This is a genomic window from Lentibacillus songyuanensis (genome assembly GCF_039548255.1).
GTDB lineage: Bacteria > Bacillota > Bacilli > Bacillales > Amphibacillaceae > Lentibacillus_C > Lentibacillus_C songyuanensis.
Window position 1 is genome coordinate 1 of the sequence record NZ_JBCLVH010000023.1, and the last position, 14870, is coordinate 14870.

The window sequence follows — 14870 nt, forward strand, 5'->3', positions numbered from 1 at the left end:
TGGTCTACCATAATCTTATCGAGGGGCCCTAATATTTTCAAACCCCAAATTTAACGTTCTACAGGAATGCTGCGACACATGATAATTTCTTTGAGGGCACTTCTCCCGTTCTAATGGAAGATTGGTGCTTACATTCGCTCCGTCAGAATACTCCGCCCTCCCCTCACCCGAACGGCGGCATCAGCACATCTAGTCGGAAATCAATATTCACTACGTCGCATTTTATATCAACTACGTATTAAAATCCCCCTAAAAAGTGACTTATTAAATTTTAATAGTGTTATCGTTCATCTATAGTACAGAAAGTTTTCGTTATATCTTGTTTTTTTTTATTTTATCCAAACGGTAATCACTAAGATACGTTACCCACATAAGCTATAAAAGGAAACGCTAAATTAGCGTGTAATTACATGATGAGGGGTGTATTCTTACATGGATCAATTCATAGCCGTATTGGGTGGTGATGGCCGATATCTCGAACTGATACGCCAATTACAGCAATTACCGGATACAACTATTTTTTTAGTTGGTTTTGACAAACTGGAACAAGGTTTTACCGGCTTAAAGCAGGCCGATTTTAACGAATTAGAACCTGAGACATTGGATGCCGTGATTTTGCCAATTACGGGTACAAATCAGAAGGGCGAAATTGAGACCGTCTTTTCGGATCAGGACATAAAATTATCTCGGGATTGGTTTAAACGTTTACGCCCATCCACTCTTGTTTTTACCGGTATTACCAATGCGTATTTGACAGCGATGACAACAGAACTGAATCTAGAGCTAATCGCCTTATTTGATCGAGACGATGTCGCTATTTATAATTCCATCCCTACTGCTGAAGGAACAATTATGATGGCCATTGAACATACAGATTATACTATCCATTCATCGCGTGTAATCGTTGTTGGATTTGGCAGGGTCGGTAATACGGTAGCAAATAAATTCTCCGCATTAGGTGCTAAGGTATCGGTCTGTGCTCGCAGTATCAGAGACTTGGCTCGAATCACCGAAATGGGTCTGACAGCTATTCCATTAGATGATCTGCCAAAACATACAGCAGACTGTGACTTATTAATCAATACCATACCAGCATTCGTTATTAAACAGGACTCCATTCAACAATTACCTTCTCATGCACTCATCTATGATTTAGCCTCAAAACCTGGTGGAACCGATTTTGATTACGCCGAAAAACGCGGCATTAAAGCAATACTGGCCCGAAGTTTGCCAGGTATTGTTGCGCCAAAGACATCAGGAAAAATACTCGCGGATGTTGTAAAACAATTTTTGCAAGAAAGAAAGGAGCAAGTATAATGTCTTTAGAAGGTAAACGTATTGGCTTTGGAATAACGGCTTCACATTGTACGTACGATAAAGTTTTCCCGCAATTGGAACGATTGATGCAGCAAAAGGCGGACGTTGTTCCGATTGTGACATATACTGTAAGAACAACCGACACCAAATTTGGGAAAGCAGCAGATCATATCGACAAAATTGAATCGATAACTGGTAAACAGGTAATTACAACGATGCCTGAGGCAGAACCGCTAGGGCCGGCAGCACCATTAGATTGTATGGTTATTGCTCCATTAACGGGCAACTCACTTAGCAAACTAGCGAATGGGTTAACCGATTCTCCAGTTTTGATGGCTGCAAAAGCAACCATGAGGAATCAATCACCAGTTGTATTAGGTATTTCTACTAATGATGCACTTGGATTGAACGGGGTAAATCTAATGCGATTAATGGCCAGTAAATTTGTTTACTTTATTCCATATGGCCAGGATGATCCTTACAAAAAACCCAATTCCCTTGTAGCAAATATGGATTATTTGTCAGACACTGTAGAAAAAGCATTGGATTATCAGCAAATTCAACCGGTAATAATACCTTATGAGCAGTAAAGTGTGTTAAAATAAATAAAAATCATAGAAAATTAATGATAAAAGCTTTAGAGAAACGAAGGGAGAACTTTTAATGGCTAAGAAAACAGTTTATAATGTAGCAGTGGTAGGTGCAACAGGAGCAGTAGGACAAAAAATTGTCAAAATACTTGAAGAGAAGAAGTTCCCGGTCGATCAATTAAAGCTGTTATCATCGTCTAGATCAGCAGGCAAAAAGGTAGTATTTCAAAATCAAGAAATGACCGTGGAAGAGGCGACCCCAGATAGCTTTGAGGAAATTGATATTGCGTTATTTTCTGCTGGAGGCTCTGTTTCGAAAAAACTTGCACCAGAGGCTGTTAAACGAGGTGCAGTCGTAATAGACAATACAAGTGCCTATCGCATGGCGAAAGATGTTCCGCTTGTTGTTCCGGAGGTGAATGAAGAAGATTTGCGTTCACACCAAGGAATTATTGCGAATCCAAACTGTTCGACCATCCAAATGGTAGCTGCTTTGAAGCCAATCCAGCAGGCTTTTGGTCTTCGCCGTGTGATTGTGTCCACGTATCAGGCTGTTTCTGGTTCCGGTACCAAAGCATGTGATGAACTGGAGAATCAGACCAGACAACATGTCGAAAATCAGGAAATGACCGCCGATATTCTGCCTGTAAAGGGTGAACCAAATCATTATCCAATCGCATTTAATGCATTGCCACAAATTGACGTCTTTCAGGAGAACGGTTATACGTTTGAAGAAATGAAAATGATCAACGAAACGAAAAAAATTATGCATGCAGAAAATTTATCCGTAGCAGCAACCTGTGTACGTTTGCCGTTTTTTACCTCCCATGCGGAAAGTGTATATGTAGAAGTCGAACAGGATGGAGTAGAAGTAGCTGATCTATGGAAGCTATTCAATCAAGCAGATGGTGTTGTTCTCCAAGACGATCCGAGCACACAAACCTACCCAACGCCATTAAGTGCTTCTGGTAAGGAAGATGTATTTGTCGGTCGAGTCAGGAAAGATTTAGACACACCAAACGGGTTTCATTTATGGGTTGTTTCCGACAATTTACTGAAAGGTGCTGCGTGGAATACGGTACAAATTGCAAAGCGTATGATCGAACTTAACTTAATTGGGGAATGACCAATGAATTTATGTAAGAGGTGTAATAATTGCAGGTATTAATTCAAAAGTTTGGCGGCACATCTGTTCAAACAAAAGAAAATAGAAATCATGTTATTCGACATATTAAAGAAGCATTAAGAAACGATTATAAACTAGTTGTTGTTGTATCTGCATTAGGAAGGAAGCCGGATCCATATGCGACAGACACTTTGTTGGATCTGGTTGGATTTCCAGCAAACCATAATTCCACACGTGAGCTGGATTTATTGATGTCATGTGGTGAAACGATAGCTTCGGTTGTACTTTCCAATGAATTACAAAAACATCATATTTCTGCAACCGCGTTAACAGGTGCACAGGCGGGATTTATTACGAGTGATGATTTTACCCAGGCTAAGATAAAAAAGGTAAATCCGACACGTGTGTTACAGGAATTGGAGCAGCATGATGTAATTGTAGTAGCCGGATTTCAAGGTCAAACACAAACCGGGGAGATAACGACGATCGGCAGAGGTGGAAGTGATACGAGTGCGGCAGCCTTAGGAGCCGCACTCCATGCAGATGAGATTCAAATCTTTACCGATGTTAATGGAATTATGACAGCAGATCCGCGAGTTGTAAAAGGCGCACGTCCGCTGGATATTGTCACGTACACAGAGATATGCAACTTAGCCTATCAAGGTGCGAAAGTGGTGCATCCGCGAGCAGTGGAAATTGCCATGCAAGCGAAGATCCCGATGCGTGTCAGGTCCACCTATGCCACCGGTCTTGGTACTTTAGTAACGGCGTCGAGGATTCAAGAATTAGGCAGTGATATTCCCGATCGACTGATTACCGGAATTGCGCATATGGATAAAATTACACAAATTCGGGTACAAACAAAAGAAGAAGCAATTCGCCTTCATTCCGAGGTTTTTAAAGCAATGGCTGAATCCGGCATTTCCGTTGACTTTATCAATATTTCACCGAATGGTGTGTTATACACGGTGCCGGAGCCGTTTACAACAAAGGCAGTAAATGTGCTGGAAACACTTGGATTCCAGCCGGAAATTACAGAGAAATGTGCGAAAGTGTCGGCTGTTGGAGCAGGCATGACAGGTGTTCCTGGTGTTGCGTCCAAAATTGTGCAGGCGCTAACTAATCAAAATGTGCAAATTTTACAGTCGGCTGACAGTCATACGACCATCTGGGTGCTGATTCATGAAAAAGATTTATCTACCGCTGTCAATGCATTACATGATGCATTTGAATTGAGTGGGATAAGGGAGCACGTTTGATGATTTACTTTACAGCAGGAACGAAGGCATAAAGAAAGGGAGTAAGTTTCATGAACTTTGGTAGTGTTTTGACTGCGATGGTAACTCCTTTTGATTCGAAGGGGAACATTGATTATGAAAAAACGACTGATTTAGTGGAGCATTTGTTGAATAATGGGACAGATGGTTTAGTTGTAGCGGGAACAACAGGGGAATCCCCCACTTTAACCGAAGATGAGAAAATCAATTTATTTGCTCATGTTGTAAACGTTGTTGATAAACGTGTGCCAGTTATAGCTGGAACGGGAAGCAATAATACTGCAGCATCCATCGCTTTAACAAAAAAGGCACAAAATTGTGGTGTGGATGGAATTATGCTTGTTGCCCCATACTACAATAAACCAAATCAATTAGGGATGTATGAACATTTTAAAACAATTGCGGGTGTTACATCCCTACCAGTTATCCTTTATGACATTCCAGGTCGTTCTGTTGTTACGATTAGTGCGGAAACGATTATTAAGCTCAGTGAGATCGATAATATTGTATCGGTAAAGGCTGCAAGTGGTGATTTGGATCAAATCGCGGAAATCGTTGAACGAACAGATGACAATTTTTCCGTTTATTCTGGTGAGGACAGTATAACACTGCCAATGTTATCTATCGGAGCTATAGGAGTAATTTCGGTAGCTTCTCACGTCGTTGGCAAGGAGTTAAACGAAATGGTGCATGCATTCCACAATGGAGAAGTAAAGAAAGCGGCAGCCATCCATCGTCAGATTTTACCAGTTATGAAGGCATTATTTATGGCGCCATCTCCTTCTCCAGTAAAGGCGGCATTGCATATGAAAGGTGTCGATACAGGTTCGGTACGGTTACCGCTTGTGCCTCTGTCAGATGCAGAACAACAACAATTAAACGAACGGATGGAAAGGTAAATCGGCTACGGACCGGCTTACCTTTTCTTATGGTCCTTTTCCGTGTCGGGTGACTCACTTAACTTTTCTTATTGCATGGAACGTTTCTCTTTCGTTCATACTACAGGTAGTTGTAGTTGAGGAAAGGAGTGTTATGCAATGAAGCAAGACGATTCAAATAATGAACAACAGCCACAGGAAGATCAAAAAAATAGTTCGGAGCTCGTTGAAAAAATTCAGCAGCTTGGACAATCAAATGTGCCACAAGCACCGGATTCCAATATTCATGTGTTATCTATCATTGGACAGGTGGAAGGGCATGTACAACTGCCTCCGCAAAATAAGACAACTAAATATGAACATATACTGCCACAGTTGATTGCGATTGAACAAAATCCCAAAATTGAAGGACTGGTTATCCTGTTGAATACTGTTGGGGGAGATGTGGAAGCAGGACTGGCTTTATCAGAAATGATTGGCTCACTTTCGAAACCAACTGTTTCCGTTGTACTCGGTGGTGGACATTCGATTGGGGTCCCGATTTCTGTGGCAACCACCTACTCGTTTATTGTTCCAACGGCGACTATGACGATCCATCCAATCCGGTTAACCGGTATGGTAATCGGCGTTCCACAAACTTTTGAGTATTTGGATAAAATGCAGGAACGTGTGATAAATTTTGTGGTGAGTCATTCCAATATTAAGGAAGAAAAGTTTAAAGAGCTGATGTTTGCAAAAGGAAACCTGACACGCGATATTGGTACAAATGTAGTGGGAACAGATGCAGTGAAATACGGGTTAATTGATGAAGTTGGTGGTGTAAAAGAGGCCATGGGTAAATTAAACGAATTAATTAACGAAAATAGGAATGAAGACGAGCAGGTGATTCAATAATGTTATATACACCATTATCTGCAACCGATATTTTTCCATGTTCCGAGAAGGAATATTCTAAACGGCAATGTGTTTCCTATCGTGGAAAACAGCTTTATGTAGAGCAGTTGGATGACGGATCCTATCAGTTACTTCAATTGATTTCCAGTGACCCCCAAGACTTTTTAGACGGCTCATATACACCAGGCACGATTTTACGATAATTGGTAATATCTTTCACTAATCTATGCTATAATGTTGGTGAAAGATGTTTGTTACGGCTAACCCTTGTCACATCATGGCAGGGGTTTCTCATTCATCTATTTGGCAAAATAGAGGTGAAAAAAGTGGCAAAGAAACGAAAGAAACGGAAGAAGCAATTAAAAAAACAAGTAAAATATGAATTACTAGGATTGTTGTTTATCTTTTTGGCGATATTTGGAAGTGGCGCGGGTTCTATTAGTGACGGTGCAATTCCTGGCTTTCTGGAGAATATTTTTCGGTTCCTTTTTGGAATCTGGTATTTTATCATTTCTATTGTTCTATTAGTTATTGGTGTTTTTTTGTTGGTGAAACGTCGTTATCCCGATTTTACCCATAAGAAAATGATTGGGTTTTATATCATCCTGGCTGGTGGATTATTGTTCACGCATATTCAAACATTTGAACGGATGTTATTACTTGTTGGCGATACGTCTATTTTGAAAGCAACGTGGGACAATTTCTTTCTCTATATTAATGGCGGAGGAACAACTGCACAGACAGGTGGCGGAATGGTTGGAGCTATCTTATTAGCTGTTTGTTACTTCTTATTTTCAGCGACCGGAGCTAAGATCGTGGCCATATTCTCCATATTGGTGGGAATCATCTTCTTAACCGATTTTTCCCTGGGTGATTTTTTTGCCAAGGTCAGCAAACGAATAGCTTCCCGTTGGAAACAGTTGAAAGATAGATGGAAACAGCGTCAGGAACAAAAACAAGCTGCGAAGAATGAAAAACAGCTTCTGGACGATATGGAACTTGATGATTCGAAAGAGAATCAGCAGAATGACGTGCCTGTCATTCAGGATTTTACTGATGTTCAGTATGTATTTGATACAGTAAGAGCAACAGAGGAAGGCGATAATCCATCGAAACAATCATCCGGACAAGCTACAGTGCCTGATTCATCTGCAGTTGATGATATTAATCTTTCCGCAATGCCAATGACGGAAGTGGAAAATTATGAATATATTCTGCCGTCATCTGAATTATTAGCAGAGCCAGCACATAATTCACAGCAGCACGAGAAATCACAAATCCAAGCAACGGTACGGAAATTGGAGCGTACATTTCAAAGCTTTGGCGTGAAGGCACGTGTGACAAAGGTGAATGTCGGGCCAGCTGTTACGAAATATGAGATTTCTCCTGAGGCAGGGGTTAAGGTGAGTAAAATTGTTGGGCTTCATGATGATTTAGCGCTGGCATTAGCGGCCAAGGATATCCGGATTGAGGCGCCGATTCCTGGTAAATCTGCTGTTGGAATTGAGGTACCTAATCAGGAAGTAGCCATGGTATCACTAAGGGAAGTGCTGGATACGACCGGGAAACAGGCTAGTAAACTACTGTTTGCCTTAGGCAGGGATATATCAGGCGATGCGGTCGTTGGTGAGTTAAATAAGATGCCCCACCTATTAATCGCTGGTGCAACCGGAAGCGGGAAAAGTGTTTGTGTGAATGGCATCATTACAACGATTTTAATGCGGGCAAAACCACATGAAGTAAAAATGATGATGATTGACCCGAAAAAGGTGGAATTAAACGTTTATAATGGCATCCCGCACTTGTTGGCACCGGTTGTGACCGATCCGAAAAAAGCATCCCAGGCCTTGAAGAAGGTTGTCGCTGAGATGGAGCGGCGTTATGATCTGTTCTCGGATACAGGCACCAGAAATATTGAAGGGTATAACGACTTTATCCATAAATATAATCAAACAACCGATGAGGAAGAGCAACAGCCCAGCCTGCCATACATCGTTGTCTTAGTTGATGAATTAGCTGATTTAATGATGGTAGCTTCAAGTGATGTAGAAGATTCGATTACACGGCTTGCGCAAATGGCCCGAGCTGCGGGAATTCATTTGATTATTGCTACACAGCGGCCGTCTGTTGATGTCATAACTGGCGTGATCAAAGCAAATATTCCTTCCAGAATTGCGTTTAGTGTTTCTTCGGCAACCGATTCCCGGACAATTCTCGATTCAGGTGGCGCAGAAAAACTACTTGGCCGTGGTGACATGCTGTATACGCCTGTTGGGGCGTCCAAACCAACCAGGGTACAAGGGGCATTTCTTTCCGATGAGGAAGTCGAGCGTGTGGTAGACCATTGTGTTGAGCAACAAAAAGCTTCGTATCAGGAGGAAATGATTCCAGAAGACAACCCAGAAGTGACATCCGAGGTAGATGATGATTTGTATGAAGATGCGGTACAACTGATTACGGAAATGCAAAGCGCCAGTGTATCGATGTTGCAGCGCCGGTTTCGAATCGGCTACACACGGGCAGCGAGGTTAATTGATGCCATGGAAGATCGTGGAATTGTTGGTCCATATGAAGGTAGCAAGCCTAGAACTGTTCTTGTTTCGCAAAACCCAGAAGAAAAATCATCCTAGCAGCAATTAGTAACATCGGCAGGCAATATATACAAAATAGTAATATTGCCTATCATTTGCTCATTCTAATGACAGAATAAATGACACCGTTAAAGAACAGCACATAAGAATATCGTTTTTCTTCAAAATTAGCTAACCTCTACAGGTTGGTTTTTTTGTTTTTTGGCAAAAATAGCCTATAATAAGTAGCAGAATAGCATATCCTGTATTTGAGACAGTATAAAGAATTGGGACACGCTACATAAATAGGAGGGTAACCAATGAATGAGTTGAAAGAAAGTGTTTTTCAGGAACACGGTTTGCAAATACATGTCATCCCCAATCAAAAATATAAAACAATTGCATTTGCAGCAAAATTTAAAGCCCCGTTAGATAAGGCAACTGTTACAAAACGTGCATTGCTTGGATATGTATTAAAGCAAGGAACGAAAGCATATCCAACCAGGGGGAAGCTGCAGGAGCAACTTGATCAGTTATATGGAGCGGTTTTGTCCATTGACAGTATGAAGAAAGGAAACCATCATATTATTACTGTACGGCTGGAAGTAGCTAACGATAAATTTATCGCAGATGAAGCGGGGGTTATGGAAGGAGCACTTGATTTATTGCATGATGTTATCTTTAATCCCAATGCAACAGGTGGGTCTTTTTCTCAACCAATTGTTGATCGGGAAAAAGAAACCCTGCAACAAAAAATCCATGCACTGGTTGACGATAAAATGAGCTATGCCAATACAAGACTTATTGATGAAATGTGTCCGGATGAAGTATATCGGCTGCATGTTCATGGATATGAAGAAGATCTTGCCAGTATTACTCCAGAAAATTTGTATCGTTACTATCAGCATATGCTAACGAACGATCAGCTCGACATCTATGTGTCGGGGGACGTGGATAGTGATCAAATAAAGGAAAAATTGGTTACAAGGATGAAGCAGGAGGATAAGCGTCAACTCGACATTGTTAGTGGTTCAGCAGATAAAATGAAACAACTGGATCAAGTAAACACAGTCATCGAGCAGCAGAACGTGCAGCAAGCTAAATTACATCTTGGCTATCGTACGAATATTACCTATCACGATGAAGATTATTTTGCGCTTCAGGTGTTTAACGGGATTTTTGGTGGATTTCCTAATTCCAAGTTATTTATCAATGTTCGGGAAAAGCGGAGTTTAGCATATTATGCTTCATCCCGGATTGAAAGTCATAAGGGTCTATTGTTCGTATTCAGCGGTATTGCGCCAAAAGATTATGAACAGGCACGGGAAATCATCGAACAGCAGATGGAGGCTATGAAAAAAGGTGAATTTGATAATAAGCAAATGGAAGAAACCAAAGGATTAATCGTCAACCAATTATTGGAAACGATGGATAATCAGCAAGGAATCATTGAATTACTCTACCAGCAAGTAGTGGGTAATCGAAACTTAACACCAGATCAATTAATTGAAGGCATTAAACAGGTTACGAAAGAAGAGGTTATTAAGACGGCCCAAAAAATGGAATTGGATACCGTTTACTTACTAACCACAAATGGGGGGGATTTCGATGAATAGAAAAACCTATCAAGATATCAAGGAAACATTGTATTCCGAGACACTTGCTAACGGGTTAACCGTATTGTTATTGCCAAAAACGGAAATGGCCAAAACGTATGCTATTTTTTCAACGGACTATGGATCGATCGATCAAACTTTTGTCCCGATTCAGCAAGATAAGGAAGTAACGGTTCCAGAAGGGGTGGCACACTTTTTGGAACATAAAATGTTTGAAAAGAAAGACCGTGACGTCTTCGCAGATTTCGGCAAGCAGGGCGCCTCAGCTAACGCCTATACGTCTTTTACAAAAACAGCATATTTATTTTCTTCCACAGCAAATGTGGAAGAAAACGTAGAAACACTGATCGATTTTGTACAGGATCCATATTTTTCGAAACAGTCGGTGGAGAAAGAGAAAGGGATTATCGGTCAGGAGATTCGGATGTATGATGATCAGCCGGACTGGCAATCTTTTATGGGTGCGATAAAAGGGATGTTTCAAAAGCATGCTGTAAAAATTGACATTGCCGGGACTGTGGAGTCGATTAGTGAGATCACGAAGGATGATTTGTATACATGCTACAATACCTTTTATCATCCGGAGAACATGACGTTATTTATTGCCGGTAATTTTAACCCTGAGCAAATGATGCAGTTAATTAAAAACAATCAAGCCAAGAAGAACTTTAAGAAAATGGATGCTATTAAACGTCATTATCCAACGGAACCACCTGAAGTAGCGATGGCGGAAAATACCATTGTGATGCCTGTCTCGATTCCGAAATGTACGGTTGGAATTAAAGAATCGGCTGTCGAGTTACGAGGTGAAGAATTTTTAAAAAGGGATTTGCTGCAAGGAATGATATTGGATCATTTCTTTTCGATAGGTGGTCCGTTTTATCAGAAATTATATGAGGAGAAAATGATCGATTCCAGCTTTTTTTATGAGACCAATTTGGAGAAGAACTTTGGTTATTCGTTAATTGGCAGTAATACGCATGACCCTGACCGGTTTGCGGAAATGGTTAAACAGATGTTAATAAGCACCAATGAAACGGGTTTGCTTGAAGAAGATTTTACACGAATGAAAAAGAAAAAAATCGGTCAGCTGTTACGTGGGATGAATTCACTTGAATACATTGCCAATAAATTTATTCATTACCATACGGTAGGCGCCGATTTATTCACGCTTATTCCAACCATTCAATCGTTTACGTTGGATGACGTCAATCAATTTATTCAGGATTGGATTCACAAGGATCGGTTAACCGTTTGTAAAATTGTAGCCGAATAGGGAGATTACTTATGGGGAAGAATGTATTAATCATTGGTGCAAGTGGTGAAATAGGCAGTGCCATTGCACTATCACTTGCGAAAGATGGCTATCAGCTTATGCTCCATTATCACCAGAACGAACAAGCGATCCATCAATTGCGTCGTAACATGGAAACGGAACAATTGCTGCTAGAAATACAGGCTGATCTAACAACGGCGAGCGGGCTGCAAACCTTGTTGAACTGCTTGGTGTTTCCGATTGATGCGATTGTCTTTGCTAGTGGCACTGCTTATTACGGATTATTTCAACAAGCGGAATCTGCCGAGATGGATCAAATGCTGCAATTGCATGTAAAAGCACCGTGGCTGATAAGCAAACAGGTCCTGCCCCAGATGCTTACCAGACAATCGGGTTCTATTATCTTTATCACCTCTATTTGGGGGCGCGTAGGTGCTAGTCATGAAGTCATGTATTCGTCAGTCAAAGGAGCCCAAAATAGCTTTGTGAAGGCACTTGCCAAGGAAGTTGCGATGAGCGGGGTATCTGTAAATGCGGTTAGTCCAGGTTTTATTGATACAAAGATGAACGATCATTTAACAAATGAGGAAAAAACATCCATTATTGACCAAATCCCTATGAATCGGGCGGGTAAACCGGAAGAGGTTGCACATGTGGTTGGATTTCTGCTGGATGATAAATCCACGTATATTCAGGGAGAAATTATTGAAGTAAATGGTGCATGGTAACCATTCATGAATAGTCTCTTTTTTTCATGTATAGTCAACGAACATCGTTAAATACTAAATATGAAAAAATTGAAGGAGGCTAAACACGATGTCAGTTCTGGATAACTTTGATACGTGGAAAGATTTTTTGGCAAATCGTTTAGAGCAAGCACAAGAAGAAGGTATGAGTCAGAAAACTATTTCAAATATGGCGTATGAAGTAGGCGATTATCTCGCCAAAAAGGTGGAAGTAAAAAATGATGAGGAAGCAGTCTTGCATGAGTTATGGAATGCCGCTTCTAAAGATGAACAGCAAGCGATAGCCAGTTCAATGGTGAAACTGGTACAAAACCAAGGAAATACACATTAAAGTATAGTGATTAAAGAAGCTGAAGGAAGTGGCCGTCAGCTTCTTTTTTTGGATACTGTATTATCATCTAATGGAATAAAGTGTAAAGAATTGACTCTATTCTGCTTTTCTTAGGGTTAGCCCCGTCCGGCTCCAGCGCCCAGCGGCTAGTATGCAACTCCCGCCTCCGTACGATAAGTCAACATTGGTTCAATGACGATGGAATGCCGACTAAGAACGGCCTTCGCGGCCAACGTCGGCATACCCCTGTTTTAGTCCTTTATCTCCTACGGGGAATGTTCGGTTAAGATCGCTGTTTTGCGCAGCAACACCGACCTACCCTGCTTGGCAGGACGTAGCATATACGCCGCTAACCGGTCGCTTCCGCCTTTGTACTTTAGCATATTTTTCTAGAAATCTGGATTTATATTGTACAATCTTCTTTTCATAAAGGCAAAAATCATTTATTATAGAATAGAATGCGATCTGTAAATTGAACACCCTTTAAAGGAGCGGACTATGGAAAAAACAGAATGGTACTTCGAATATGAAATTCAAGACAACCGCCCTGGATTATTAGGAGATATATCTTCATTATTAGGAATGTTATCCATCAATATCATATCCATTAATGGGGTGGAAAATTCACGACGGGGAATGCTGCTTCTTTCTAAAAAAGATGAACAAATAACACGATTGAAATCCATTTTACAAACAATGGATACCATAAAATTAACGAAATTGAGGAAACCTAAGTTACGGGATAAATTAGCGGTAAGACATGGCAGATATATTCACAGCGATGTTGATGATCGAAAAACATTTCGATTTGTACGAAGCGAGTTAGGATTGTTAGTTGACTTTATGGCTGAATTATATAAAAAAGAAGGACATAAGTTAATCGGGATACGCGGAATGCCCCGTGTTGGAAAAACCGAATCAATTGTTGCCGCAAGTGTTTGCGCGAACAAACGCTGGCTATTTGTATCAAGTACATTACTTAAACAAACCATTCGCAACAACTTAATTCAAGGTGAGTATAACAGTGATAATCTGTATATCATTGATGGCGTTGTATCAACACGTAGGGCTAATGAAAAACACTGGCAGCTTATCAGGGAAATTATGCAGCTTCCTGCAATCAAGGTTGTAGAGCACCCAGATATTTTTGTTCAATCGACCGAATATGAGCTTAATGATTTCGATTATATTATCGAACTGCGCAGCAATACAGAAGAAAAAATCACTTACGAACCGCAACTAAATCAGGAAAATAGCTTGTCGATGTTTGATTTTTAAAATGGATGGTGTTTGTGAATGGAAATAGGCAAAAGACTAAGAGAGGCAAGGATCCAAAAGGATTTATCGTTGGATACGGTACAAGAAACAACGAAAATCCAAAAGCGATATTTACTTGCCATTGAAGAAGAGAATTTTGATATTCTGCCTGGAAAATTTTATGCCCGGGCATTTATTAAAGAATATGCCACAGCTGTTGGTCTGGATCCAAATGAACTTTTGGATGAATTTAAAGAGGAAGTACCGCAAACAGAGGAAGATAGTACAGCACAGTATACGCGGATTCAGCGCTCAAGGAGAGAAAATTCTACAGCGAAGAGTCCAGCCTTTTTATCCTTTTTACCTACAATTATTGTCATCATATTAGTAATTGGTATTGTGTTTGTCGCTTGGTATTTTATTAAAGAATCATTCTCTACCAGCAGCGATCCTGTTGATAAGACGGATGACAATGAAATCATTTATAATGCCGATGATGACCAGGATAAGAATAAAGCGGATGACGAAGGTAAAGACGAGACAAAAACTGACGAAGAGGAAGCAGACAAAGATAAGGTAGAAGACGAAACAAATGAACCAAAGTTGACGGTGGTTGAAGAAGGGACTGGGGCAAGCCCGGAATCAACGTTGAAACTGGAAAATGCGGGAGAAGAAATAAAGATTTCGTTTGAATCAAGTGGAACATCCTATTTAGGTGTACAAAATAATGACGGAAATTCTTACTTTGAACAAGAAATCTCAGCGGATAATTCACCGCAGGAATTTGATGTTACAGACGATGATCGCATCTACCTAAACATTGGAAATGCTCCTGACTTGAAGGTTAAAATCAACGGTGTTGAATTGGAATACCCGGTCGATCCGCAACAATATGTGCACCAAAAATTATGGATTGATTTGGCCCAGGATTCCGAATGATGTCTATAAAGACCCTTCCCTTTCGTCAATGTGGAAGGGTCTTTATCACCGGT

The 14870-nt window shown here is 40.6% G+C and carries 14 protein-coding genes; all 14 read left to right on the forward strand.

The window, feature by feature from the left end:
• The first annotated feature begins 432 nt into the window (after positions 1-432).
• The 14 genes from dpaA (at position 433) to WMZ97_RS17650 (ending at position 14817) form a co-directional block, all read left to right on the forward strand.
• Positions 433-1317: a dipicolinic acid synthetase subunit A gene (dpaA, locus tag WMZ97_RS17585; protein WP_343273402.1), complete on the forward strand. Its 885-nt coding sequence runs from the start codon at positions 433-435 to the stop codon at positions 1315-1317.
• A complete protein-coding gene (gene dpaB, locus WMZ97_RS17590; protein WP_343273403.1) occupies positions 1317-1907 on the forward strand; it encodes a dipicolinate synthase subunit B in 591 nt (196 codons plus the stop codon). Before dpaA ends, dpaB begins: the two co-directional genes overlap by 1 nt.
• 73 nt (positions 1908-1980) lie before the next feature.
• On the forward strand, positions 1981-3033 hold the full coding sequence (gene asd, locus WMZ97_RS17595; protein ID WP_343273404.1) for an aspartate-semialdehyde dehydrogenase: 1053 nt from the start codon (positions 1981-1983) through the stop codon (positions 3031-3033).
• Positions 3034-3062: 29 nt separating this feature from the next.
• Positions 3063-4292: an aspartate kinase gene (dapG, locus tag WMZ97_RS17600; RefSeq protein WP_343273405.1), complete on the forward strand. Its 1230-nt coding sequence runs from the start codon at positions 3063-3065 to the stop codon at positions 4290-4292.
• A 50-nt stretch (positions 4293-4342) separates the two neighbouring features.
• Positions 4343-5209 carry a 4-hydroxy-tetrahydrodipicolinate synthase gene (gene dapA / locus WMZ97_RS17605; RefSeq protein ID WP_343273406.1) on the forward strand — a complete coding sequence of 289 codons (867 nt, stop codon included), beginning with the start codon at positions 4343-4345 and terminating at the stop codon, positions 5207-5209.
• A 138-nt stretch (positions 5210-5347) separates the two neighbouring features.
• Complete coding sequence (locus tag WMZ97_RS17610) at positions 5348-6082, forward strand: ClpP family protease (RefSeq protein WP_343273407.1); 735 nt, start codon at positions 5348-5350, stop codon at positions 6080-6082.
• Positions 6082-6285: a YlzJ-like family protein gene (locus WMZ97_RS17615; RefSeq protein ID WP_343273408.1), complete on the forward strand. Its 204-nt coding sequence runs from the start codon at positions 6082-6084 to the stop codon at positions 6283-6285. The genes WMZ97_RS17610 and WMZ97_RS17615 overlap by 1 nt, the downstream gene beginning before the upstream one ends.
• A gap of 123 nt (positions 6286-6408) precedes the next feature.
• On the forward strand, positions 6409-8712 hold the full coding sequence (locus WMZ97_RS17620) for an FtsK/SpoIIIE family DNA translocase (protein ID WP_343273464.1): 2304 nt from the start codon (positions 6409-6411) through the stop codon (positions 8710-8712).
• A 260-nt stretch (positions 8713-8972) separates the two neighbouring features.
• A complete protein-coding gene (gene yfmF / locus WMZ97_RS17625) occupies positions 8973-10268 on the forward strand; it encodes an EF-P 5-aminopentanol modification-associated protein YfmF (RefSeq protein ID WP_343273409.1) in 1296 nt (431 codons plus the stop codon).
• Positions 10261-11544, forward strand: coding sequence for an EF-P 5-aminopentanol modification-associated protein YfmH (gene yfmH, locus WMZ97_RS17630; protein WP_343273410.1), 1284 nt, complete (start codon positions 10261-10263; stop codon positions 11542-11544). Before yfmF ends, yfmH begins: the two co-directional genes overlap by 8 nt.
• An 11-nt stretch (positions 11545-11555) precedes the next feature.
• Positions 11556-12272: an elongation factor P 5-aminopentanone reductase gene (ymfI, locus tag WMZ97_RS17635; protein WP_343273411.1), complete on the forward strand. Its 717-nt coding sequence runs from the start codon at positions 11556-11558 to the stop codon at positions 12270-12272.
• Positions 12273-12360: 88 nt separating this feature from the next.
• Positions 12361-12621, forward strand: coding sequence for a DUF3243 domain-containing protein (locus WMZ97_RS17640; RefSeq protein WP_343273412.1), 261 nt, complete (start codon positions 12361-12363; stop codon positions 12619-12621).
• Positions 12622-13119: 498 nt separating this feature from the next.
• A complete protein-coding gene (locus tag WMZ97_RS17645) occupies positions 13120-13899 on the forward strand; it encodes a DUF3388 domain-containing protein (RefSeq protein WP_343273413.1) in 780 nt (259 codons plus the stop codon).
• Between the two features lie 18 nt (positions 13900-13917).
• Positions 13918-14817 carry a helix-turn-helix domain-containing protein gene (locus tag WMZ97_RS17650; RefSeq protein WP_343273414.1) on the forward strand — a complete coding sequence of 300 codons (900 nt, stop codon included), beginning with the start codon at positions 13918-13920 and terminating at the stop codon, positions 14815-14817.
• Positions 14818-14870: the final 53 nt, after the last annotated feature.

Coding starts and splice junctions, on each gene's coding strand:
- dpaA (WP_343273402.1), top strand. CDS start 433: ATGGATCAATTCATAGCCGTATTGGGTGGTGATGGCCGATATCTCGAA.
- dpaB (WP_343273403.1), top strand. CDS start 1,317: ATGTCTTTAGAAGGTAAACGTATTGGCTTTGGAATAACGGCTTCACAT.
- asd (WP_343273404.1), top strand. CDS start 1,981: ATGGCTAAGAAAACAGTTTATAATGTAGCAGTGGTAGGTGCAACAGGA.
- dapA (WP_343273406.1), top strand. CDS start 4,343: ATGAACTTTGGTAGTGTTTTGACTGCGATGGTAACTCCTTTTGATTCG.
- WMZ97_RS17610 (WP_343273407.1), top strand. CDS start 5,348: ATGAAGCAAGACGATTCAAATAATGAACAACAGCCACAGGAAGATCAA.
- WMZ97_RS17615 (WP_343273408.1), top strand. CDS start 6,082: ATGTTATATACACCATTATCTGCAACCGATATTTTTCCATGTTCCGAG.
- yfmF (WP_343273409.1), top strand. CDS start 8,973: ATGAATGAGTTGAAAGAAAGTGTTTTTCAGGAACACGGTTTGCAAATA.
- yfmH (WP_343273410.1), top strand. CDS start 10,261: ATGAATAGAAAAACCTATCAAGATATCAAGGAAACATTGTATTCCGAG.
- ymfI (WP_343273411.1), top strand. CDS start 11,556: ATGGGGAAGAATGTATTAATCATTGGTGCAAGTGGTGAAATAGGCAGT.
- WMZ97_RS17640 (WP_343273412.1), top strand. CDS start 12,361: ATGTCAGTTCTGGATAACTTTGATACGTGGAAAGATTTTTTGGCAAAT.
- WMZ97_RS17645 (WP_343273413.1), top strand. CDS start 13,120: ATGGAAAAAACAGAATGGTACTTCGAATATGAAATTCAAGACAACCGC.
- WMZ97_RS17650 (WP_343273414.1), top strand. CDS start 13,918: ATGGAAATAGGCAAAAGACTAAGAGAGGCAAGGATCCAAAAGGATTTA.